Annotated in this window: 20 protein-coding genes; 8 read left to right on the plus strand and 12 right to left on the minus strand. The window is 63.8% G+C overall.

Going from position 1 to position 23,057, the window contains the following annotated elements:
• The first annotated feature begins 112 nt into the window (after positions 1–112).
• The 3 genes from AAGW23_RS17260 to AAGW23_RS17270 all read left to right on the plus strand — a co-directional run bounded on the left by AAGW23_RS17260 (position 113) and on the right by AAGW23_RS17270 (position 4,592).
• On the plus strand, positions 113–1,033 hold the full coding sequence (locus AAGW23_RS17260) for a hydrogen peroxide-inducible genes activator (protein WP_342407567.1): 921 nt from the start codon (positions 113–115) through the stop codon (positions 1,031–1,033).
• 4 nt (positions 1,034–1,037) lie between these two features.
• Complete coding sequence (gene recG / locus AAGW23_RS17265) at positions 1,038–3,113, plus strand: ATP-dependent DNA helicase RecG (protein ID WP_342407568.1); 2,076 nt, start codon at positions 1,038–1,040, stop codon at positions 3,111–3,113.
• A 75-nt stretch (positions 3,114–3,188) separates the two neighbouring features.
• Positions 3,189–4,592: an aminoacyl-tRNA deacylase and HDOD domain-containing protein gene (locus AAGW23_RS17270; protein ID WP_342407569.1), complete on the plus strand. Its 1,404-nt coding sequence runs from the start codon at positions 3,189–3,191 to the stop codon at positions 4,590–4,592.
• Between the two features lie 66 nt (positions 4,593–4,658).
• Here the strand turns inward: AAGW23_RS17270 and AAGW23_RS17275 are convergent, their stop codons facing one another.
• The 9 genes from AAGW23_RS17275 to gspE form a co-directional block, all read right to left on the minus strand.
• Complete coding sequence (locus tag AAGW23_RS17275) at positions 4,659–5,171, minus strand: type II secretion system protein M (RefSeq protein WP_342407570.1); 513 nt, start codon at positions 5,169–5,171, stop codon at positions 4,659–4,661.
• Positions 5,168–6,310: a type II secretion system protein GspL gene (gspL, locus tag AAGW23_RS17280; RefSeq protein ID WP_342407571.1), complete on the minus strand. Its 1,143-nt coding sequence runs from the start codon at positions 6,308–6,310 to the stop codon at positions 5,168–5,170. The genes AAGW23_RS17275 and gspL overlap by 4 nt, the downstream gene beginning before the upstream one ends.
• Before the next feature lie 3 nt (positions 6,311–6,313).
• On the minus strand, positions 6,314–7,297 hold the full coding sequence (gene gspK, locus AAGW23_RS17285) for a type II secretion system minor pseudopilin GspK (protein ID WP_342407572.1): 984 nt from the start codon (positions 7,295–7,297) through the stop codon (positions 6,314–6,316).
• Positions 7,294–8,010: a type II secretion system minor pseudopilin GspJ gene (gspJ, locus tag AAGW23_RS17290; protein ID WP_342407573.1), complete on the minus strand. Its 717-nt coding sequence runs from the start codon at positions 8,008–8,010 to the stop codon at positions 7,294–7,296. The genes gspK and gspJ overlap by 4 nt, the downstream gene beginning before the upstream one ends.
• A complete protein-coding gene (gene gspI / locus AAGW23_RS17295; protein WP_342407574.1) occupies positions 8,007–8,414 on the minus strand; it encodes a type II secretion system minor pseudopilin GspI in 408 nt (135 codons plus the stop codon). Before gspI ends, gspJ begins: the two co-directional genes overlap by 4 nt.
• Positions 8,411–8,986 carry a type II secretion system minor pseudopilin GspH gene (gene gspH / locus AAGW23_RS17300; protein WP_342407575.1) on the minus strand — a complete coding sequence of 192 codons (576 nt, stop codon included), beginning with the start codon at positions 8,984–8,986 and terminating at the stop codon, positions 8,411–8,413. The genes gspI and gspH overlap by 4 nt, the downstream gene beginning before the upstream one ends.
• A gap of 3 nt (positions 8,987–8,989) precedes the next feature.
• The gene (gene gspG / locus AAGW23_RS17305) at positions 8,990–9,424 is read right to left on the minus strand and encodes a type II secretion system major pseudopilin GspG (protein WP_342407576.1); all 435 of its coding nucleotides are present in this window, start codon (positions 9,422–9,424) and stop codon (positions 8,990–8,992) included.
• A 5-nt stretch (positions 9,425–9,429) separates the two neighbouring features.
• Positions 9,430–10,644 (minus strand): GspF family T2SS innner membrane protein variant XcpS, encoded by a 1,215-nt coding sequence (gene xcpS, locus AAGW23_RS17310; protein WP_342407577.1) that lies wholly within the window; start codon positions 10,642–10,644, stop codon positions 9,430–9,432.
• Positions 10,645–10,805: 161 nt separating this feature from the next.
• Positions 10,806–12,317, minus strand: coding sequence for a type II secretion system ATPase GspE (gene gspE, locus AAGW23_RS17315; RefSeq protein ID WP_342407578.1), 1,512 nt, complete (start codon positions 12,315–12,317; stop codon positions 10,806–10,808).
• Between the two features lie 522 nt (positions 12,318–12,839).
• Here gspE and AAGW23_RS17320 point away from each other — a divergent pair.
• The 5 genes from AAGW23_RS17320 (at position 12,840) to AAGW23_RS17340 (ending at position 18,283) form a co-directional block, all read left to right on the plus strand.
• The gene (locus AAGW23_RS17320; protein ID WP_046163449.1) at positions 12,840–13,961 is read left to right on the plus strand and encodes a Re/Si-specific NAD(P)(+) transhydrogenase subunit alpha; all 1,122 of its coding nucleotides are present in this window, start codon (positions 12,840–12,842) and stop codon (positions 13,959–13,961) included.
• A 12-nt stretch (positions 13,962–13,973) separates the two neighbouring features.
• Positions 13,974–14,294 carry an NAD(P) transhydrogenase subunit alpha gene (locus tag AAGW23_RS17325; RefSeq protein WP_021209089.1) on the plus strand — a complete coding sequence of 107 codons (321 nt, stop codon included), beginning with the start codon at positions 13,974–13,976 and terminating at the stop codon, positions 14,292–14,294.
• On the plus strand, positions 14,291–15,742 hold the full coding sequence (locus tag AAGW23_RS17330; protein WP_342407579.1) for an NAD(P)(+) transhydrogenase (Re/Si-specific) subunit beta: 1,452 nt from the start codon (positions 14,291–14,293) through the stop codon (positions 15,740–15,742). Before AAGW23_RS17325 ends, AAGW23_RS17330 begins: the two co-directional genes overlap by 4 nt.
• 167 nt (positions 15,743–15,909) lie before the next feature.
• On the plus strand, positions 15,910–17,499 hold the full coding sequence (locus tag AAGW23_RS17335; RefSeq protein ID WP_342407580.1) for a gamma-glutamyltransferase family protein: 1,590 nt from the start codon (positions 15,910–15,912) through the stop codon (positions 17,497–17,499).
• 88 nt (positions 17,500–17,587) lie between these two features.
• On the plus strand, positions 17,588–18,283 hold the full coding sequence (locus tag AAGW23_RS17340; protein WP_342407634.1) for a GntR family transcriptional regulator: 696 nt from the start codon (positions 17,588–17,590) through the stop codon (positions 18,281–18,283).
• A gap of 174 nt (positions 18,284–18,457) precedes the next feature.
• Here AAGW23_RS17340 and AAGW23_RS17345 read toward each other — a convergent pair whose 3' ends face one another.
• Genes AAGW23_RS17345 through AAGW23_RS17355 form a run of 3 tightly spaced genes read right to left on the minus strand, consistent with a single transcriptional unit; the run spans position 18,458 to position 23,030 of the window.
• Positions 18,458–19,681: an amidohydrolase family protein gene (locus AAGW23_RS17345; RefSeq protein ID WP_342407581.1), complete on the minus strand. Its 1,224-nt coding sequence runs from the start codon at positions 19,679–19,681 to the stop codon at positions 18,458–18,460.
• Positions 19,678–22,164, minus strand: a complete 2,487-nt coding sequence (locus AAGW23_RS17350) for a branched-chain amino acid ABC transporter ATP-binding protein/permease (RefSeq protein WP_342407582.1) — start codon at positions 22,162–22,164, stop codon at positions 19,678–19,680. Before AAGW23_RS17350 ends, AAGW23_RS17345 begins: the two co-directional genes overlap by 4 nt.
• Positions 22,161–23,030: a branched-chain amino acid ABC transporter permease gene (locus AAGW23_RS17355; protein WP_342407583.1), complete on the minus strand. Its 870-nt coding sequence runs from the start codon at positions 23,028–23,030 to the stop codon at positions 22,161–22,163. The genes AAGW23_RS17350 and AAGW23_RS17355 overlap by 4 nt, the downstream gene beginning before the upstream one ends.
• Between the last annotated feature and the right edge of the window lie 27 nt (positions 23,031–23,057).

Below are 23,057 nucleotides of genomic sequence, written 5' to 3' on the forward strand. Positions count from 1 at the left end.
TACTGTTGTCAGCAGGATTCACGCTGATCACTTAATAAGGGAACGGCTGCTATCCAGTTGGTTCGAACACGAGCAAAGGCTATGCTAGCCCGCACTCTAATGGAATAACCCTATGACTCTGACCGAACTGCGCTATATCGTCACGCTCGCCCAGGAATCCCACTTCGGCCGCGCCGCCGAACGTTGCCACGTCAGCCAGCCCACCCTGTCGGTAGGCGTGAAGAAGCTCGAAGACGAGCTTGGCGTGCTGATTTTCGAGCGGACTAAAAGCGCGGTGCGGCTGACGCCGGTTGGCGAAGGCATTGTTACCCAGGCGCAGAAGGTGCTAGAGCAGGCGCAGAGCATTCGCGAGCTGGCTCAGGCCGGCAAGAATCAGCTGGCCGCACCGCTCAAGGTCGGCGCCATCTATACCGTCGGCCCCTACATGTTCCCGCACCTGATCCCGCAGCTGCACCGCGTGGCGCCGGACATGCCGCTGTATATCGAGGAGAACTTCACCCACATCCTGCGCGACAAGCTGCGCACCGGTGAGCTGGACGCGATCATCATCGCGCTGCCGTTCCAGGAAGCCGACGTGCTGACCCTGCCGCTGTACGACGAGCCCTTCTATGTGCTGATGCCCGCCGGGCACCCGTGGACGAAGAAGGAAACCATCGACAGCGAGATGCTCAACGACAAGAGCTTGCTGCTGCTGGGCGAAGGCCATTGCTTCCGCGATCAGGTGCTCGAAGCCTGCCCGACCACCCGCAAGGGCGAGGCGCCGAGCCACACCACGGTCGAATCCTCGTCGCTGGAAACCATCCGCCATATGGTCGCTTCCGGGCTGGGCGTGTCGATCCTGCCGTTGTCGGCAGTCGACAGCCATCACTACTCCGCCGGTGTGCTGGACATCCGCCCGCTGACGCCGCCGGTGCCGTTCCGCACGGTGGCCATCGCCTGGCGCGCCAGCTTCCCACGCCCACGGGCGATTGAGGTGCTGGCCGATTCGATCCGCCTGTGCTCGGTGGCGAAACAGCCTGCCGACAAAGCCTGACGCGATGAGCGAGCTGGCGGCAGTCCCGGTGACTGCAATCAAGGGCGTCGGCGCGGCCCTGGCCGAAAAGCTCGCCAAGGTCGGTCTGGAAACCCTGCAGGACCTGCTGTTCCATCTGCCATTGCGCTACCAGGACCGTACCCGCATCGTGCCCATCGGCGCGCTTCGGCCCGGCCAGGATGCCGTAGTCGAAGGCACCGTCACCGGCGCCGACGTGGTGATGGGTCGCCGCCGCAGTCTGTTGGTACGCCTGCACGATGGCAGCGGCAGCCTCAGTCTGCGCTTCTATCACTTCAGCCAGGCGCAGAAGGAAGCCCTCAAGCGTGGCACCCAGGTGCGCTGTTATGGCGAGGCCCGTCCAGGCGCGTCGGGGCTGGAGATCTACCACCCCGAATACCGTGCTCTCACTGACAGCGAGCCCGTAGCGGTCGAGCAGACGCTGACGCCGATCTACCCGACCACCGAAGGCCTGACCCAGCAGCGCCTGCGCCAACTCACCGCCCAGGCCCTGGCTCGGCTCGGTCCGCACAGCTTGCCCGACTGGTTGCCGGACGAGCTGACCCGCGATTACCGCCTGGCCAAACTGGACGAAGCGATTCGCTACCTGCACCGCCCCCCGCCGGATGCCGACCTGGAAGAACTAGCCGAAGGCCGCCACTGGGCGCAGCACCGTCTGGCGTTCGAGGAATTGCTGACGCACCAGCTTTCGATGCAGCGCCTGCGCGAAAGCAGCCGCGCTCAGCACGCACCGCCCTTGCCGACTGCCCGCGAGTTACCGCAGCGTTATCTGCAAAACCTCGGTTTCCAACCCACCGGTGCGCAGCAGCGGGTCGGTGCAGAGATCGCCTATGACCTCGCTCAAGACCAGCCCATGCTGCGCCTGGTGCAGGGCGATGTCGGTGCCGGCAAAACAGTGGTGGCCGCCCTCGCCGCCCTGCAAGCGCTCGAGGCGGGCTATCAGGTCGCCCTGATGGCGCCTACCGAAATTCTCGCCGAACAGCATTTCATCACCTTCTGCAAATGGCTCGAACCGCTTGGCATCGAGGTCGCCTGGCTGGCTGGCAAGCTCAAGGGCAAAGCCCGTGCCGCGGCGCTGGAGCGCATCGCTGCCGGTTGCCCGATGGTGGTCGGCACCCACGCACTGTTTCAGGACGAGGTGCAGTTCAGCCGCCTGGCGCTGGTGATCATCGACGAGCAGCACCGCTTCGGCGTGCAGCAGCGGCTGGCGCTGCGGCGCAAGGGCGTCGAGGGGCGACTCTGCCCGCACCAGCTGATCATGACCGCGACGCCCATTCCGCGGACGCTGGCGATGAGCGCCTATGCCGATCTGGATACCTCTATCCTCGACGAGCTGCCACCCGGTCGCACCCCGGTCAACACCGTGCTGGTGGCAGACAGCCGGCGGATGGAAGTCATCGAGCGGGTGCGTTCGGCCTGCAACGAGGGTCGCCAGGCGTATTGGGTCTGCACCCTGATCGAGGAGTCCGAGGAGCTGACCTGCCAGGCCGCCGAAACCACCTTTGAAGACCTCTCCGCCGCGCTCGGCAATCTGAACGTCGGGCTGATCCACGGTCGCATGAAGCCGGCTGAAAAAGCCGCGGTGATGGCCGAGTTCAAGGAAGGGCGCTTGCAACTGCTGGTCGCCACCACCGTGATCGAAGTGGGCGTCGACGTGCCCAACTCGAGCCTGATGATTATCGAAAACCCTGAACGTCTCGGCCTGGCCCAGCTGCACCAGCTGCGCGGGCGGGTCGGTCGCGGCAGTGCCGCAAGCCACTGCGTGCTGCTCTACCACCCGCCGCTGTCGCAGATCGGCCGTGAACGCCTGACAATCATGCGCGAGACCTGCGATGGCTTCATCATTGCGGAAAAGGATCTGGAATTACGCGGCCCGGGCGAAATGCTCGGCACCCGTCAGACCGGCCTCCTGCAGTTCAAGGTCGCCGATCTGATGCGTGATGCCGATCTGCTTCCCGCCGTGCGCGATGCCGCGCACGCTTTGTTGGAACGCTGGCCCCAGCATGTAAGCCCCTTGCTAGAGCGCTGGCTGCGCCATGGCCAGCAATACGGGCAAGTTTAACGCTCGTCGGCAAACCCTAACCGCACTAAGCATGAGGCTATACTGCGCCGCACGGGAATAAGACGGATCATGCTCATGAACTCGGCTCTCGACACAACAACTTCAGTTACGCCACCCGCGCTTATCGTCCAGCTTCTGGACAAGCTGGCGCTGCCCTATCGTACCCGCGACGACAGCCCTGAGCTGAACCCCGCACAGCGCATGCAAGCGGTGCTGGTCGACGATGCCATCGGTGCGTTGCTGGTGCTTTTCCCGCGCGACCATCTTCTTGATCTCTCCCGCGTGGGTGAGCTCACCGGCCGTCAGCTGCTGGCGGTCAAACCGGATCGGCTGACCCGCATGCTTTCCAAGCACAGCCTGCAGGTCCTGCCAGGGCTGCCGCCACTGACCAGTTCACCCTGCCTGTATGAAGAGCGGCTGCTGCAGCAACCGGTGCTGTTCATCGACAGCGGGCATCCCGGCCTGCTGCTGGAAATGGCCAGCCAGGATTTCAAGCAGTTGCTCAGCAAAGCCAGCGCGGGCCAGTTCGCCGTTCCGTTGAGCACCATCCAGCCCAACCTCGACCGTCCGGAAGAGGACCGCGAGGAAATTACCAAGGCGGTGCAAAGCTTCACTGCCCGGCGCATTCAGAAACGGCTGGAAGAAACCATCGAGATCCCGCCGCTGGCACAGACCGCACAGAAGATCATCAAGCTTCGAGTCGACCCTGAGGCCACCGTGGATGACATCACCGGCGTGGTCGAGACCGATCCGGCGCTGGCTGCACAGGTGGTCAGCTGGGCCGCTTCGCCCTACTACGCCGCGCCTGGCAAGATCCGTTCGGTGGAAGATGCCATCGTCCGGGTGCTCGGGTTCGACCTGGTGATCAACCTGGCGCTCGGCCTGGCACTGGGTAAGAGCCTGAGCCTGCCCAAGGACCAGCCGCAGCAAGCCACGCCCTACTGGCAACAGTCGATCTATACCGCCGCGGTAATCGAAGGGCTGAACCGGGCCATCCCGCGCACCCAGCGGCCCGAGGCAGGTCTCAGCTACCTTGCCGGGCTGCTGCACAATTTCGGCTATCTGGTGCTTGCGCACGTCTTTCCGCCGCACTTCTCGCTGATCTGTCGACACCTGGAGGTCAACCCGCATCTCGGCCACAGCGTGATCGAGCAGCACCTGCTGGGCATTACCCGTGAGCAGATCGGTGCCTGGCTGATGCGCTACTGGGGTATGCCTGACGAGTTGTCGACAGCGCTGCGCTTCCAGCATGACCCGCACTATCAGGGCGAGCATGCCGGGCATGCCAACCTGGTCTGCCTGGCAGTTCAGCTGTTGCGTAACCGCGGCATCGGGTCCGGTCCCTACAGCGAGGTTCCGCAGGAGCTGTTCGATCGCCTCGGACTGAGCCGTGAGAAGGCCAACGACGTGGTAAACAAGGTACTCGACGCCGAAGCCGCGCTACGCGCCTTGGCTACCCAGATTCATCCAGCGCCCTGAGCCTTGGCCGGCAGCGCCGTACGCAGCGCTGCCGGCCGCAGGTCCCCGCTCCCATTGAAAGGCGACCTAGCCTTCCGCACGGAAGCTCACCCGCGCATCCACCAGGCCCTCTCCGACCTGACTGATACTGACTTCGGCGAGGCTAGCGCCCGCCGCCTGCAGCTCATCGAACCAGCGCAACAGCGCGCCATAGGATGCACCCGGCAGCGTGACCTGCAGGCTGCCGTCATTGCCGAAGTCGAAGCTCTCGATGGTCAGGCCGCTCTGTTGGGCAGTTTGCGTCACAAGCCCTTGCAACTGATCCGATGCCAGCGAAACCGGGTTGCTGCGTGACATCTGCCGCGCCAGTTCGCTGTTCTGCTCGAGATAGGCATGCAGCTCTCGCGCCTGCTGGAAGTACGTCTGCGCATCGCGCACGCGCTGTTGAGCAGGCGCCCACAGCAACAGGTAGAACAACACCACCAGCAGAAATGCGCCCAACAAGGTAAGCGACAAGCGTTCGCGGGGTTGCAGGCGTTGCCAGCGCAGCCACAGGGGCGACTCGGCCAGGCGCACGCGCATCTGTTGTCTCAGATTCATCCTCGGCCTCCAATCACCACACGCGCGCTGACAGCATCGCCGTCACGACTGGCCGACCCCAACTGGACGCTCTCTCCGGTTTGTCCCAGGCGCTGACGCAGCTGCTCGAGCGCGGCGAAATCGCTAGCGCGCACTTGCAGCGCGAGATCACCCCGGGCCTGGTTGAAATCAAGCTGCCCGATCGACACGGGGATACCCTCGGCCAATGCCAGTGCCACTTCATTCAGCAAGCGCATGAACTCCGCCGAAGCACCGGCGCTCTGGCCTATATGTTCGTCGAATTGCGCACGCAGATTGACGATGCGTCGGTCCTCGGGAAACAGCTCGGTGTACAGCACCCGACTCGCCTCGGCATAGCGCTCGGCCTGGCTTTCCAGTGTCCAGGCCTGAACCAGGTTGAACACCAGCTGCACGGCCAACACCAACGCCAGCACGATCATTACCGGCTTCCATTGGCCCAGCCCGCTGCCCGCAGCCTGAATGGCGAAGTCGCCCTGCGCGAGATTGAGCGCAGCGGCACGCCCCGACGCGAGAAAACGATAGGGCTCGTCAAGTTGCTGGTAGTTGTCCAGCGGAGCCGGCGCCACATCCAGGGTTCCGTGCCCATGATGGGGCGCGGGACACTGACCGACCAGATGTGGCCACTGGGCACTCTCGAAGGCCAGCCGGGCTTCCGGACTGCCGCCGAGCAGCGCGCGACCTTCGATGAACAGCAGCTGAGTGCCATCGCGTGGCAGCAAGTCGGCATCGACGTGGATCGCGACGATGGTCAGGCCCAGCGCCTTGAGGTCCTGCAGCCAGTCAGCCAGCAGTTGTCGGCGGATGGCGATGACCCGACGCCGCCCGTCTTCCAGCGCATCGCCATGGGTCAGGTGCAGATCATCGACGTTCTCGGCCAGCAGCTCCTCCACCGCGTAGGCCAGCGCCTGATTGACCCAGCGCGCCTTGCGCGTCGGCAGGTTGACTGCGAAGGCGCTGCACACCTCGGCCGGCAGCACCAGTGTCACTGCCGCCGACGCTCGTTCGATGACCTTCGCCAACGGCATCCAGCCATCGTCGCCCTCTCCCGGCAGCCAGTAGACGCGGGTGTCGCGGTCGATCCGAGCGCCGCAGTCAGCGGGCAGAAACAGGCAGTCCATCGGCTATCGATCTCCGTCGTTGGTTGGTCGGGGCAGTCGTGGCGGCTGTCCCAGGTTGCGTTGCAGCACCCGGACATCGCCGTCGTCCTCACGCCGCAGTCGACTCACCAGAGCCAGGCGGCGGTCCGCCAAGCGCACCTCGCTGATGGCCTGAAAGAATTGACTGGTCACCGCAAGATTGGTGCTTTGAAGTTGGACACCGCTGAGCGCCGGTTGCGCCATGAAACTGGCCGTGTCACGAAACGGGGCAGCCTGACGTGTCTGCACCAGCGATTCGGCGGCGCTGGGACTGAGGCTGTCGGCAAGGCTGGACAACACCAGTGCACTGGCCGTATTGACGTTCAGCGGGGTATCCGCCGGCAGCGCCGTGACGTAGGGAGCCAACCGTTGAAAATCCTCGTCACGCATGCCGAGCAGCAAGCGCAGTTCGGAGAGGTCCTCCAGCCGCCTGCCCGCCGTGCGATAGGGCGGGTCGAGCAGCAGATAGTCATTGTCCTCCGCACCAAACTCGCCGCTGGGCTGCTGGTCGCTGTCGAGCCAATCCACCAGTCGCTCGCCATAGGGCTCGGTGATCTGCAGGCGCAGCAGCAACCGGCGAAACTGGGCAAGCGCTGCTTCGTTGGGTTGCTGCTCCTGCACCAGGCTGTTGAGGTTGAAGCGCCCGGCCAGGTCCTCGATACGTACCTGAACCTGCCCCTGACCTTCATCGAGATCGTAGGCCGGTTGTGGCAGCGCCCAGGCTTCGAGCAGATGGTCCACTGCCGGTTGCCCAGTGCCCTCGCCAGACAGCTGCAGATCGCGGCGTAGCAGGGTTTGCGCCAGCGCCTCCCCTCCCAGCGCGTAGTGCCAGGCCTGGCGCGCCTGCAGCTGGTTGCCGGTGCCCCGGATCGACAACTGCTGACGCGCAATCATCCCAGCGCAGATCACCGTGACGATGGCGACCACCAGCAGCACCGTGATGAGCGCGACGCCGCGCTGCGCTTTCATTGCATTTCTCCCACGCCGCCAGGCTCCGGCACGCCCTGGGAGTCGGGCTGGATGAATTGCGGCGCCGGCGTTGGGCCGTCCGGCAACCGCAGCAGGCGGGTGATGGTGCCGTAACGCTGGTGATCGATGGAGACCTCCACGGCTAGCGGCAACCGCCTCGCCTGTTCCTCTGGATTACCACGTCCGAATTCGAACGGAGGCCATTCCTCGTGCCAGGTGTTTTCCGCGTCCAGATAGCGCAGCCGCAGCGCCTGCACATTGTCGAGCACGGGCTGCACCCGTGGCTCGCTGTCCACATCGCGGTCCAGCACAACCCAATAGACCCGTTCCAGCGTGTCGCCTGCCAGCCGCCAACGCACCCGCTGCAGGTTGGCCCTACGCATACCGGTGGGGTTGCGCCAGCCGCTGCGTGTCAGCTCCAGCGACACGCCGTCCGCAGCGCCGGCCATCTGGCCGATGAACGCATTCTGCTCGTCGCCGTAGCCATCGCGCACCGGTCGCGGCATGGCCTGAATCAGGTCCCGCTCCAGACTCCACATCGCGCGCCCCAGTTCTCGTAGCTGGACTTCCTGTGCGCGGACCACTTCGTCGCTGCGCATCACCGCTTCGAGCATGCGGTAGGTCGCCAGTCCCAACAATGCGAACAGCGCAATGGCGATCAACAGTTCAAGCAACGTGAAGCCTGCCATGGCGCGAGGCGTGCGGATGCTCATGGGTCGACGCCAACGAAGCCCGTGAGGCTGGTCACCGCGCGCTCTTCGATAGGGCCGGCCGCGCCACCGCGCCGCTGCTCGGCGGCCGCGACCCAGACGCGGATACGCAGAAGACCGGGCGTACCACTGGTTTCCACTGCGCTCAGGGTCTGCCATTGGCGTCCCCCAAACTCTAAGCGGGTATCTTCACGGCCAACACTCGGTGCCGGTTGTTGCAGCTGCAGCTCGGTGAGGCGGTTGTCGGCGATCCAGCCGGCCAGGGTCAGTGCTTCCAATCGCCCGGCATTGCTCACGCTGCGGCCGGCCGCCGTCAGCACCACCGCCGCGACAATGGCGAAAATCGCCAAAGCCACCAGCACCTCAAGCAGGGTAAAGCCGCTCGAACGCGCCAGGGAAGGGTTCATCGACGCTGCTCTACCGGTTCGGCCCGCGGTATCCGGAAGCCATCGCTGGATACAGTCCAGCGGCTCCCGCCAGGGCGCTGATCGGACAGGGTCAGGGTAAACGGGGATAGCTCACCACTGGACAGAATCAGCAGCTGCGGCTCTACGCGGGGGGCTCGCCGACGCTTGCGATCCTCCTCGCTGGACAGGCCCGCCGGGTCATCCTCGCGCTTGACGGGGCCGACCAGTTGCAGCGGGGTGCCGTCTAGCTCCAGCTCCAGGCGCATCCATTCAGGCGCCTGATGCGCTTCGCGATCGCCGACATCGCGCCAACGCGCATCGGTTTCGTCGTAGCTCATCACCCGATAACCGTCCCGGTCGAACAGCAGTCCGTATTCCCGGCTATCGAGGACGGCTTCGTCAGCCATCAGGCTGATCAGGGTCGCCACGCGTTGCGCTTCGTCGCGAATTTCGCGCGATGAGCTGGTATTGCCGGTCGACAGCACAGCCAGGCCCACCAGGCTGCCAAGGATGACGATCACCACCAGCAGCTCGATCAGCGTAAAGCCGCTTTCCCGGCGCGCCTGGGGCATCGATCAGAGGTCCCAGTTACCGATATCCGCGTTTAGCTCGGAGCCGCCCTGCTTACCGTCTGCACCATATGAATACAGGTCGTACTGGCCCTGGGTACCGGGCGACAGGTACTGGTACTCGTTGCCCCACGGGTCCTTGGGCACGCGCTTGAGGTAACCGTCGCGGTTCCAATTCTTTGGCTGCGGATTGCCGCTGGGCTTTTCCACCAGCGCATCCAGCCCCTGCTGGGTGCTGGGATACGCATAGTTATCCAGCTTGTACATGTCGAGGGCCGCGCCGATGGCCTTGATATCGCCCTTGGCGACGGTGACCTTGGCCTGATCGGGGCGGTTCATCACCTGCGGCACGACCAGCGCGGCGAGGATCCCGAGGATCACTACCACGACCATGATTTCGATAAGGGTAAAGCCACCCTGTTTGCGACTGTTCAACGTCATTCTCACTAGCCCACCAGTTGATTGAGAGAAAGGATCGGCAGCAGGATCGCCAGCACGATTACCAATACCACAGCCCCCATGAACACCAGCATGAAGGGTTCGAAAAGCCCCACCATCAGCGAGATCTGCGCGGCCAGGTCGTTCTCCTGATTACGCGCGGTGCGGGCCAGCATCTGGTCCAGCTCGCCGGATTTCTCACCGCTGGCGATCATGTGCAGCATCATCGGCGGAAACTCGCCCGTCGCATCCAGCGCGCGAGTCAGGCTGCCACCTTCGCGCACACGCTGCGCCGCCTCGATGACCTTGTCACGAATACGCAGGTTGGCGATCACCGCCGCGGCGATACCCAGCGCATCCACCAACGGCACGCCGCTGCGCGTGAGAATTGCCAGCGTCGAGGCGAAGCGCGCCGTGTTGGTCGCCCGCGCCAGCCGCCCCACCAGCGGAATCCGCAGGATGAAGGCATGCCAGCGGCGCTTGATCTTCTCATCACGCAACGCCTGCTGCATTGCCAGGGCGGCGGCCACGATGCCAATGAGCATCAGCCAACCCCAATTCTGCACCACCTCGCTCACCGCGATCAGCCCTGTGGTCAGGGCCGGCAGTGCCTGCCCGGTGTTGACGAACACCTTCACCACATCCGGAACCACATAGCCCAGCAGCAACACCACGATGGCCAGCGAGGCCACCAGCAGGATCACCGGGTACAGCAGCGCCAGTTGAATCTTCTGCCGCGACTGCTGGCGCTGATCGGTGTAATCGGCCAGTTGATCGAGCACCAACCCGAGGTGACCGGCATGCTCGCCGGCCGCAACGGTGGCACGGTACAGCTCGGGAAACGCCGAAGGGTATTCGCGCAGCGACCCCGCCAGGCTATGCCCTTCCATCACCCGTGCTCGGACGGCCAACAGCATCGACTTGATCTTCTGGGACGACGACTGTGCCGCCGCCGCACGCAACGCTTCCTCGATAGGCAACGCCGCCTGAACCAGGGTCGCCAGCTGCCGAGTCACCAGTGCCAGGTCTCGCGCCGACAGCCCGCGGCCAAAGGCGAAACCGCCCCCGCCAGTGTCTTCCTTGGCTTTGGCCTGTTTGACGTCCAGAGGCGACCATTGCTTCTCGCGCAACAGCTGCCGTGCCTGACGGGCGCTATCTGCCTCAATCAGGCCCTTCTGCTCGCGACCACGAGGGTCCAGGGCGATGTATTCGAAGGCTGCCATCAGCGCTCAGCCGTTGCAGTCAGCCGCGGCAATGGGTAGCCGTTCAGGCAAAAGCGCCTCAGGAAAGTGGCCTGCCCAACGTCGCCGCCGTGGGCGTCGGGGATGTATTCAAGGCTGATCATGGCCAGGGTGGCGGTCCTCCTGCCGGTCTGCTCATGCGCTTATTCCTCGCGCGTCACGCGCAACACTTCTTCAATGGTGGTCACGCCCTCTCGCACCTTGCGCAGGCCATCCTCACGAATGCTCGGGCCCAGGCGGCGGGCATGGCGAACCATGTCCTGCTCGGCGGCGCGGGTGTGGATCATGCTGCGCAGGGTGTCGTCGAACAGCACCAGCTCGTAGATGCCGGTCCGCCCACGATAGCCCAGCTGGCGACAGACGTCGCAGCCTTCGGCGTGGTACAGCGTCGGGGCTTCGCTAGGGTCGAGGCCGAACAGCGCGCACTCGGCTTCGTCGGCGACATAGGCGCGTTTGCAGTCATTACACAGCACCCGGACAAGGCGTTGGGCCAGCACGCCAAGCAGCGACGAGGAGATCAGAAACGGCTCCACGCCCATGTCCACCAGGCGAGTGACCGCACCGATGGCGCTGTTGGTGTGCAGGGTCGAGAGCACCAGGTGACCGGTGAGCGACGCCTGCACTGCCATGTCGGCAGTTTCCTGATCACGGATTTCGCCGACCATCACCACGTCCGGATCCTGGCGCAGAATGGCGCGCAGGCCGCGCGCGAAGGTCATGTCGACCTTGGTGTTGACCTGGGTCTGGCCGATGCCCTCAAGGTTGTATTCGATCGGATCCTCGACGGTAAGGATGTTGCGCGTACGGTCGTTAAGCGTGACGAGGCTGGCGTACAGAGTGGTGGTCTTGCCCGAGCCGGTCGGGCCGGTGACGAGAATGATCCCGTGCGGCTTTTGCACGGCCTGTTCCATCAGCTTGCGATCACGGTCGCTCATGCCCAGATGACGTAGCGTGAGCCGGCCGGCCTGCTTGTCCAGCAGACGCAGTACAACCCGCTCGCCGTTGGCCGACGGCAGCGTCGAAACGCGGATATCCACCTCACGGCCACCGACGCGCAGGGAAATGCGGCCATCCTGGGGGATGCGCTTCTCGGCGATGTCGAGCCGCGCCATGACCTTGATCCGCGACACCAGCAGCGCCGCCAACTCGCGCTTGGGCTGCACCACCTCGCGCAGAATGCCATCGATGCGGAAACGGATGACCAGGCGCTTCTCGAAGGTTTCGACGTGGATGTCCGAGGCGTTTTCCTTGATCGCCTCGCCCAGGATGGCGTTGATCAGGCGAATAATCGGCGCATCGTCTTCCTGCTCCAGCAGGTCTTCGGTTTCCTGGATCTGATCAGCCAGGCTGTGCAGGTCCATGTCGTCGCCAAGGCCTTCGACCATCTGCATCGCAGCGGAGGAGTCGTGCTGATAGGCCGCACTCAGGGCCTGCTCGAATTCGTCCTGCGCCAGCCATTGCATCGCCAACGGGCCGCCGGCGACACGCTGGGCCTCCTGCACAGCGGTCAGCGGCGCACCTTCACGAGCGCACAGACGCAGGCCCTCCGGTCGCTCCAGCAGAAGCACGCCGTGGCGACGAGCGAAAGCGAACGGCAGCCGCCTGGGCTGCGATTCCTCCATCAGGATCATTTCATTCACGTCTAGTTCGGCCATGTGAATTTCTCATGAGTAATGCGATCGAACGTCGTCGGAATTCCGAAGCCAGCGCAACCAAATGCATTGGACTACAGGGAATCCATGACATTACAGGCTTTGCTCCGATTTTTTTTGCACATGCGCCGCGCCGACCGGCACCAAGGTCGCATACAGACAAGCCCGCCGACGAATACAACGTCTATGGTCCGTCATTCATGATTGCGCCGCGCATAACCGAGTACGGAACCTTAGACGAAGGTCGAACCCAATACCGACGCAGCCTGCAGCGATACAAAGCAACCTAATGGTCACGGCGTGAACGAACATCCGCCGTTGCGTTCCGATTAAAACAGTTGTTTGATTTCCACAGCCCTTGCAGAATGCCGCGCCGCACCAGGCAAACCGGCAAGTGCAGGGGCCCGTTAGCCGATTCACACCCAGCCGCCATCCGCAGTGGCCGGGCGAAAAGTAACACCAGCGTTGCAATAGCCGGGTTACCGCGCAGCACGCTGGTTACGATCAAGCAGGAGAACAAGAACAATGCACATTGGTGTTCCTCTCGAAACCAGGCCCGGTGAAACGCGCGTTGCCGCGACACCGGAAACCATCAAGAAGCTGATCGGGCAAGGGCATCGGGTGACGGTGCAGAGCGGAGCTGGCGTACAGGCCAGTGTTCCGGACAGTGCCTTCGAAGCGGCAGGCGCCACCATCGCCGATGCCGCTGCGGCGTTCGCAGCAGAGATCCTGCTGAAGGTGAACGCACCGAGCGAGACCGAACTGGCGCAGATGCAGCCAGGCACGGTCTTGGTCGGCATGCTCAATCCCTTCGACAATGAAAACATTGCACGCATGGCCGAACGCGGGATCACCGCCTTCGCCCTGGAGGCGGCGCCGCGCACCTCGCGCGCCCAGAGCCTCGACGTGCTCTCCTCCCAGGCCAACATCGCCGGCTACAAGGCCGTGATGGTCGCTGCCAACCAGTACCCGCGCTTCATGCCGATGCTGATGACCGCCGCCGGTACGGTCAAAGCCGCACGGGTGCTGATCCTCGGTGCCGGTGTCGCGGGCCTGCAGGCCATCGCCACGGCCAAGCGCCTGGGCGCCGTCATCGAAGCCTCGGACGTGCGTCCGGCGGTGAAGGAGCAGATCGAGTCCCTTGGCGCCAAATTCGTCGACGTGCCCTGCGAGACCGATGAAGAGCGTGAGTGCGCCGAGGGTGTCGGCGGCTATGCCCGTCCGATGCCGGCATCGTGGATGGCGCGTCAGGCGCAGGCCGTGCACGAACGCGCCAAGCAGGCCGACATCATCATCACCACTGCGCTGATTCCGGGCCGCAAGGCACCGACCCTGTTGCAGGAAGAAACCGTGCAGCAGATGAAGCCCGGTTCGGTGGTGATCGACCTCGCCGCCTCCCAGGGCGGTAATTGTCCATTGACCGAAGCCGATCAGGTGGTGGTCAAGCACGGCGTGACCCTGGTTGGCTACACCAACCTGGCGACCCTCGTGCCGGCGGACGCTTCGGCGCTATACGCCCGCAACCTGCTGGACTTCCTCAAGCTGGTGATCGATGGCGAAGCCAAGTTCCAGCTCAATCTTGAAGACGACATCGTCGCTGCGTGCCTGATGTGCCGCGACGGCCAGGTCGTACGCACCAACGGTTAAGGGAGCCTGAACATGGACATGATTTCTGATGGCATCTACAACCTGATCATCTTCGTGCTGGCGATCTACGTCGGCTACCACGTGGTCTGGAACGTCACCCCCGCGCTGCACACCCCGCTGATGGCAGTCACCAACGCCATCTCGGCGATCGTCATCGTCGGCGCCATGCTGGCCGCCGCCCTGACCGTCACCCCGATGGGCAAGCTGATGGGCACCCTGGCGGTGACCCTGGCCGCCGTGAACGTCTTCGGTGGCTTCCTGGTTACCCGGCGCATGCTGGAAATGTTCAAGAAGAAGGAGCGCGCTGGCGCCAAGGCGGAGTCCAAGCCATGAGCATGAACCTGATCACCCTGCTGTACCTCATCGCTTCGGTGAGTTTCATCCAGGCTCTCAAAGGCCTGTCGCACCCCACTACTTCGCGCCGCGGCAACCTGTTCGGCATGATCGGCATGGGCATCGCCGTGGTCACCACGGTGTTCCTGGTGTTCAAGCTGGGCGCACAGCTGGTCGAGAGCGCCAGCCCCTGGAGTGGTTTGGGCTTCATCGTCTTTGGCCTGCTGGTCGGCGGTACCATCGGTACGCTGATGGCAAAGCGCGTCGAGATGACCAAGATGCCCGAGCTGGTCGCTTTCATGCACAGCATGATCGGCCTGGCCGCGGTATTCATCGCCATAGCCGCGGTGCTTGAGCCGCAGTCGCTGGGCATCGTCCAGGCCATCGGCTATCCGATTCCGGCCGGCAACCGTCTGGAACTGTTCCTCGGTGCAGCCATCGGCGCCATCACCTTCTCCGGTTCGGTGATCGCCTTCGGCAAGCTGTCGGGCAAGTACAAGTTCCGCCTGTTCCAGGGCGCGCCTGTGTCGTTCCCCAACCAGCACAAGATCAACCTCGCCGTTGGCGTGGCCATTCTGGTGCTGGGCCTGATCTACACCTTCAGTGGCAACTTCACCGCGTTCATGATCCTCGTGGCGCTGGCCTTCGTGATCGGCGTGCTGATCATCATCCCCATCGGTGGCGCGGACATGCCGGTGGTTGTATCGATGCTCAACAGCTACTCGGGCTGGGCAGCGGCCGGTATCGGCTTCTCCTTGAACAATTCGATGCTGATCATCGCCGGTTCGCTGGTGGGTTCGAGCGGCGCAATTCTCTCCTACATCATGTGCAAGGCGATGAACCGTTCGTTCTTCAACGTCATCCTCGGCGGCTTCGGTGGCGACGCCGATGCCGGTCCGGCGAAAGGCAGCCAGGAACAGCGCCCGGTCAAATCCGGATCCAGTGATGATGCCGCCTTCCTGCTGTCGAACGCCGACACCGTGATCATCGTTCCCGGCTACGGCCTGGCGGTCGCCCGTGCACAGCACGCGCTGATGGAACTGGCTGAGAAGCTGACGCACATGGGCGTGACCGTGAAGTATGCGATCCACCCGGTTGCCGGCCGTATGCCCGGGCATATGAACGTGCTGCTGGCCGAAGCCGAAGTGCCGTACGAAATGGTATTCGAGATGGACGACATCAACTCCGAGTTCGGCCAGGCCGACGTGGTGCTGGTGCTCGGCGCCAACGACGTGGTCAACCCGGCGGCGAAGAACGATCCCAAATCGCCTATCGCCGGCATGCCGATCCTTGAGGCGTACAAAGCCAAGACGGTCATCGTCAACAAACGCTCCATGGCCAGCGGCTATGCCGGTCTGGACAACGAGTTGTTCTACATGGACAAGACCATGATGGTCTTTGGCGATGCCAAGAAAGTCGTCGAGGACATGGTCAAGGCCGTGGAATAAGCGACGCCCGCTACACCAGAACCCCTCCCGGCCCGGCCGAGAGGGGTTTTTTCTTGTGTGGCTTCATCGCAGTTCGCATGACAAGTGATCACCCCGGATGCGGAACACTTATTGCCTTGGCGTTAGCAACCTGAAATCAGATCGCTAGCAATCAAGGAATCAATCACATGTTGGCCGAATCCCGCCGCGGCGTCATTTGCACCCCACATCCTGCAGCTACGGCCGCTGGCATGCGCATTCTCGATGCAGGCGGCACTTCCATTGACGCAATGCTCGCAGCCAGTGCAATGCTCGCGGCGGTGTACCCTCACATGACCGGGCTGGGTGGCGATGCACTCTGGATGATCCATGACCGCCGGGTGCGCACCATTGTGGGGATTGGCCAAGCAGGACAACAGCTACCGGCGGGGGGCAGGATCGGTTTGCGAGGGCCGAGCGCGGTGGCCACCACTGCCGGTGCGCTGGTCAGCTGGCAGATTGCGCAGAGCATCAGCCGCAATGAATGGGGCTCCCGCCTCGGCTGGGCCGACCTGCTTGGCGACGCGGCCGAGACGGCACAACGCGGCGTGGAAGTGTCCGCGTCCCAGCTGTTCTGGCAGCATCAGCGCAGGGATTTGATCGAAGGCCTGCCGGACCTGCACCCGCTCTGCAAGAGCGAAGGCCGCTGGTTGCAACAGGGTGATCAGCTGAGGCAACCCCAGCTGGCCGACACGCTGCGGCAGCTGGCGCGTCATGGTATCGAGGATTTCTACCAGGGCGAGCTTGCCCGAGCCTTTGCCGACGCGTTCAGCCAATTGGAGTGTGGTCTGAGCCTGTCCGATCTGGCTGCCACCCGCGCTGAAGAGGTGGAGCCGATTTCCGTGCGCTACCGGCAGGGCCGCTTGTTCAACGTCGCGCCCCCCTGCCAGGGGCTTTATACATTGCAGGCCATGGCCGCACTGCAGCATAAACCGGTCGCCGAAAGCGGCAGTGGCAGCGCGCGCTATTACCATTTCCTCGTTGAGGCGATCAAACAGGGGCTGCTGCGCCGCAACGGCGAACTGCATGATCCACACAGCAGTGGCTGGGACTATGACTCTACCCTGAGCGAAGCCAATGCCATTGGGTGCGCCGACCGCATTGACGACAACCGCGCCTCGCCGTGGTCGGAACCGGGTCGCCCTGCCGACACCATCTGGATGGCCGCTACTGACGTTGAAGGCCGAACGGCGTGTCTGATCCAGAGCCTGTTCCATGACTTCGGCTCCGGCTGCATTCTCGGTGACACCGGGGTGATCTGGCAGAACCGCGCCGCTGGCTTTAATCCCGTCCCCGGACATCCGAACGCTTGGGCGCCCGGCAAGCGCCCCGCGCATACGCTCAACCCGTCCTGCTATCTGGCAGACGATGGGCGACGGCTATTTTTCGGCACCCAGGGCGGTGACGGCCAACCGCAGACGCAAATGGTGCTGGCTACCCAGTTGGTGGATTTCGACCGGCCGATCGACCAGGCCCTGCGCATGCCGCGCTTTCTTCTCGGCCGCAGCTTCTTCGACAGCACGGACAACCTCAAACTTGAAGCGGACATCGACCCGGCTGTAGTTGCCAATCTCCAGGCCATGGGCCATGAAGTGGAGATCATCCCATCGCTCAGCCCATACACCGGCCAGGCCGGCGCCATTGCCATCGAAACCGATGGGCGGCGCTTTGCGATGCACGACCCCCGCGGCCAGGGCAACAGCCTCGGGCAGGGCCCGGTTGAGGCCGATCCGAGCTGATGAGGTTGCTCACGCAACTCAAGTGCTGATAATGCGCATTGCTAGCGCTCATCGCTTGCAAGCCACCATTGAGGAGTCGGCAGCAGATATGGGGTCCCGGACCGTTACCAGCAAGCAGATCGAAGTGCAGCGCATCGTCGACGCCTTGTCCAAGGCCATCGCCCAGCATCGCCTGCGCCCCGGAACACGGTTGATCGAGGCGCAGATCGTCGAGGCGCTGAAAGCCAATCGAAACCATGTACAGAGTGCCCTGCAGCGCCTGGCCATGCAGCGCATCGTCACCATCGAGCCGAACCGCGGCGCCCTCGTATCCCAGCCCAGCGCCAAAGAGGCCCGGGATGTATTCGCGGCACGGCGCGCCATTGAACGCGCCATCGTCGAGAGCATCACGCCCGAGGCCATGCGCGAGCATCGCCAGCGTACCGCTGCCCATATGCGCAGCGAGCGCAAAGCGACCAATGCCAGCGACCGGCGCGATATCGTGCGGGAACTCAGCGAATTTCATCTGATGCTCGGTGAAATCAGCGGCAATACTGTGCTCGCGGAAATTCTCGGCAACCTGATGGTGCGCAGCTCGTTGATCGTCGCGCTCTATCAGCGCAACGACCAACCGGCCTGCGCATCTGACGAGCACGAGCAGATCGTCAGCGCACTTGAGCAAGGCGACCGAGACAAAGCGATCCGGGTGATGATCGAGCACCTGGACGAGCTGGAAGCTCAGCTTGCGCTGGAGGAGCTGGCCGAGCCCGAAGTGGACATTCGCCAGATTCTCAGCGATCTCTGATTCAGGCGATGACGCCGAGCACCTCCGCCCCGCTCGTAACGGGCGGCATCCGCTTTGCGGCGCGTACGGAGCTGCCGCACGAGCAGCGCGTCCATGAGCAGCGCATGGATGATCTGAGCCAGGACTTCGTGATCCGACCGATCGAAATGCTCACCGGCGCCCTGCGCCGCACCACTAGCGAGGCGTCAGCAAACGCGGCAGGGCACGCTCGAAGGTCTGCCGGCCTGCCTTGAAGCCCATCAGCGGCGGGCTGATCTGTGCGATGACCGCCGCCGGCGAAGGTGCATCAAAGACGATGAAGTCCGCCCGACACCCCGGTTGCAGACCGTAATCGGGCAGCCTGAGCAACCGTGCCGATTCGCTCGAGACCCATCCCAGACAATCGAGCAGCTCCCTCTCGGTCGATAGTTGGGTCACGTTGGCGAGCAGATTGGCCTGCCGCACCAGCGAGGCATCGCCATAGGGCGTGAAAGGGTTGCCGATGTTGTTGGTCGACAGCGAGCAGGTCACGCCGCAGCGATGCAAGTGCGCCAAGGGCGCAACGCCTCGAGGCTTGTCATTGAACCTGTCGCGCGCACCGAGAAACAGATCGGTCGACGGCAATGCGGTCACGCTCACGCCGGCTTGCGCCAATGCGCGAGCAACTTCCTCAAGGTGCGCCAGTGGGAGCGCAGAAAGCTTGGTCACATGGCCCACGGCGACTCGGCCGCCCCAGCCATGAAGCCCGGTACAGCGAATCACCTCGCCGATGGTCATGCCTTCGGGGTTGAGATCGAAATCCAGATGGAAATCCAGGTCGCGGTCATACCGCACCGCCAGCTCGAACAGCCGCCGTATCTGCGCGCCCGGGTCGCTATCGGTGTAGGGGCAACCACCAAGCACCTCGGCGCCCTCTTCCAGCGCCTGGCACAGCAATCGCTCCGTGCCCGGGTTGTTGAGCATCCCCTCCTGAGGAAACACGCAGATTTCCAAGGTGACAGCCCAGGCATAGTCCCGCTTCAGCCGCTGAACCGCGCGAAATCCGGTCAGGCCAATGCCTGGATCGATCTCCACGTGCGTGCGCATATGCGTGGTGCCCTGGATGATCGCCTTTTCCAGCACCTGTGCGCCGCGGGCGTAGACATCGTCCTCGCTGAATGAGGCCTTGGCCATGCGAGTCTGGGCGATGGCTTCGGCCAGCGTGCCCTCGGTCAACTGGCAACGCTCCAGAATGCAGGCCTTATCCAGGTGGATATGGGTTTCGATCAACCCTGGCAGAACCAGTCGCCCGGCGAGGTCCAGAACCCGAAGCGCGCTATCGGCGCTGAACCGAGCGACGAAACGGCCGCGCTCGATCATCAGTTCGCTCAGCGGCTCGGCGGCGCTGCGGCGCGCGTTGATAATGTGCAAGGCGCTCATGCGGCCGTCCCATGCCCGAGGTAGGCAGCTTCCAGTTCGCTGTCACCGCGCAGCTGTTCGGCCGTACCGGATTTGACGATGCGGCCGGTTTCCAGCACATAGGCGCGATCGGCTACCTGCAGGGCGAGGTTGGCCATTTGATCGACCAGCAACAAGGTCACGCCCTCGTCCCGCAGCGCTGCCAGGGCGTCGTACAGCTCGCCGATCATCGCGGGAGAGAGCCCCAATGAAGGCTCGTCCAGCAGGAGAATTTTCGGCTTGGCCATCAGCCCGCGGCCCACCGCCACCATTTGCTGCTCGCCACCGGACAGAAGTCCGGCCGGGCTGTCGATGCGGTCGCGCAAACGCGGGAAGCGCTTGAGGATGGCTTCGATCTCCGCCTCGGCATCGAATGCCTCGGTGCGCGAATAACCGCCCAGCAGCAGATTGTCCCGCACGCTGAGCTGAGGGAAGACCTGGCGCCCTTCAGGCACCAGCGCCAGACCCCGCGCCGCGATGGCGCTGGCATCCACGTGCTCGATATTCTCGTTATCCAGCAAGATGGTGCCCGAGGTGGCGGTGTGAAGGCCTGCCAGGCATTTGAGGATGCTCGACTTGCCCGCGCCGTTGGCACCAAGGATGGCGATCAGCTCGCCGGGGTTGACCACCAGATTGACGCCTTCGACCACCGGCGCCGCGCCGTAATCCACCACCAGATCCTTGATGAACAGGCGCGCATCACGCGAGCCCGCCCACGGCTCAGCACGCTGGGGCGCTTGATAGCTGGTGCCGCCGAGGTACGCGGCCACCACTCGCGGATTGCTGCGGACTTCTTCCGGCAGGCCCCAGCCGATTGGCTTGCCGGCATCAAGCACCAGAATGCGTTCGGAAACCGCCATCACCAGCGCCATGTCGTGCTCGACCAGAATCACCGCGATGTTGAAACCGGCCAGGACCCTGAATAGCGCGGCCAGGCTGTCAGTGTCACCGCGACCCAGGCCAGCGGCCGGCTCGTCCAGCAGCAGCACCTTTGGACGCGACGCGAGTGCGCGGGCGATTTCCACGAGACGGCGATCCACATGGGGCAAATCATCGGCTGGCGTATTGACCGAACCGCGATAGCCCACCAGCGATAGCAGGTGCAGCGCCAGTTCGCGCTGCTCAGCGCCGGGGCGCCGGAAAATCCCGCCGAGACGGCCCTGCTGCAAGCCGGCGAGGATGTTTTCGAGCACCGTCAGTTCGCCGAACAGCTGAGTGGTCTGGTAGGTACGCGAGATGCCAGCGCGCGCGATCTTCCAGGCCGGCAGACCGGAGACCAATCCGCCCAGACGGATGCTGCCCGAGTCGGGCGTATAGAACCCACTAATCATGTTCAGCACCGTGGTCTTGCCCGCTCCGTTGGGGCCGATGATGCTGGTGATGCTGCCCGGCGGCGCGTTCAGGCTGACCTTGTCCGCCGCCTGCACGCCGCCAAAGCCGATGCTGATGTCCTCGACCTCAAGCCCGGCAGCTTGCCGTCCCCCACTGAAAAACTTGGCCAGCAACGCCTGATCGGCAACGACCGGCGGCTTCACCGGCGCCGGACGGAACCACAGCCGGGCGAGGCTGCCCAGCACGCCGCGAGGCGCAACCCAGAGCACCACCAGCAGCAGCGCGGAAAACATCAACAGCCGGTACTCGGCGAAGTCGGCCAGCATCTCGGGCAGCAGCACGATCAGCAGGGCGCCGAGCAGAGGACCGAACAGCGTTCCAGCACCGCCTACGATCACGGCGAGCACGAACAGGATCGACTGCGAGAACGGAAAGGAGGCCGGATTGATGAACATCATCAGCGGCGCCACCAACGCACCGGCGAAGCCGGTCAGCAGAGCCGACAATCCAAAGGCCAGGGTCTTGGTCTGCACCGGGTTGAAACCCAGGGAGCGAGCGGCGATCTCGGAGGCCTTGACCGCGCGCATCGCCGTGCCCCAGCCGCTCTGGTGCAAGCGGTGATAAAAGGCCAGTGCGATCACCATCATCGCGCTGGCGATCAGCGCCATCAGCACGGCCGGATCCAGCTCGCCTAACTCGGGCATGGGGATGCCCATCAGGCCATTGGCACCGCCAGTCAGCCCGCGCCACTCGATCAGGCCATGGTGAACCACGAGGGCGAACGCAATGGTGATCATCGCCAGATAAGGCCCAGTAACCCGCAACGCCGGAATCGCCAGCAGGGCACCGACGGCCCCGCACAGCAGCGCCGCGGCGGGCATTGCAAGCGCCAGCGGCAAGCCGGCCATGGTCAGCAGTGCCGAGGCATAAGCGCCAATGGCATAGAAGGCGATGTGACCGAAGGATATCTGCCCGCTGAGGCCGATCAGGATGTTCAGCCCGACTCCCACGACCACCGTGAGCGCAAAGAAACTGAAAACCAGCAGCGAGTAACTGTCGAGCATCAGCGAAAGTGCTGTGCCAGCGACTGCCAACAGGGCGATGCCCGCCGGGGCAAGAATCGAAGTCTTCATACTTTCACCAGTGTCTTGCTGCCGAACAGTCCATTTGGCCGCACCGCCAGAGCCAGGATGACCAGAGCGAAGGTGAACAGCTGGGTAAAGGCGGAACCGAAGTACAGGGTCACAACCGCTTCCACCAACCCGAACAGCAGGCCGGCGGCGAACACGCCGCTGGCGCTACCGATTCCGCCGAGAATCGCCACGGCAAACGCCTTGAGCCCGAAAAGCGTGCCCATCTCGGCGCTGACGTTGAACAAGGGTGCGATCAGCAACCCCGCCACGGCGGCGAACACGGCTGACACGGCGAAGGCGATTGCCACCACGCGGTTGACGCGTATGCCCATCAGCCGGGCGGCCATCGGGTTCTGCACGCAGGCTTCCAGCACCTTGCCCAGCCGCGTGTAACGGCGCACCAGTAGCAGCGCCAGAGCGATGCCGGCGCCGGCCAGCGGAATCAGCATCTGCAGCAGCGAGATATTCGAACCTAACAGCGCAACGCTGGTGGTCGCCAGCTCGGAGGTGAACTGGCGAGGCTCCTTGCCAAAGGTGAACATCGCCAGGTTATCGACAAGAATCCCCGCCGCGACGGTCGCCATCAACCAGGCATCCGAGCCGCGCGAATGAAAAGGTCGGACCAGAAAGCGTTCCACCATCAGACCGTAGAGCGCGCACAGCGACAGGGTCATCGGAATCGCCAGCCAGAGTGGCCAGCCCCAGGTGATGTGAAAACTGTAGCCCAGCACGGCGCCAACCATCATGGCGCTGCCCTGGGCAAAGTTGACGGTCCGCGAAACCACATAGGTGATGTGGAAACCCAGCGCCAGCAGGGCATACATGCTGCCCAGCCCAAGACCGGTGACGATGGCGGCAGTGATCATGAAGACAGCTCCTTGCAGCCGCTCCGT

Source organism: Stutzerimonas chloritidismutans, assembly GCF_038562055.1.
GTDB classification, from domain to species: Bacteria; Pseudomonadota; Gammaproteobacteria; order Pseudomonadales; family Pseudomonadaceae; genus Stutzerimonas; species Stutzerimonas chloritidismutans_A.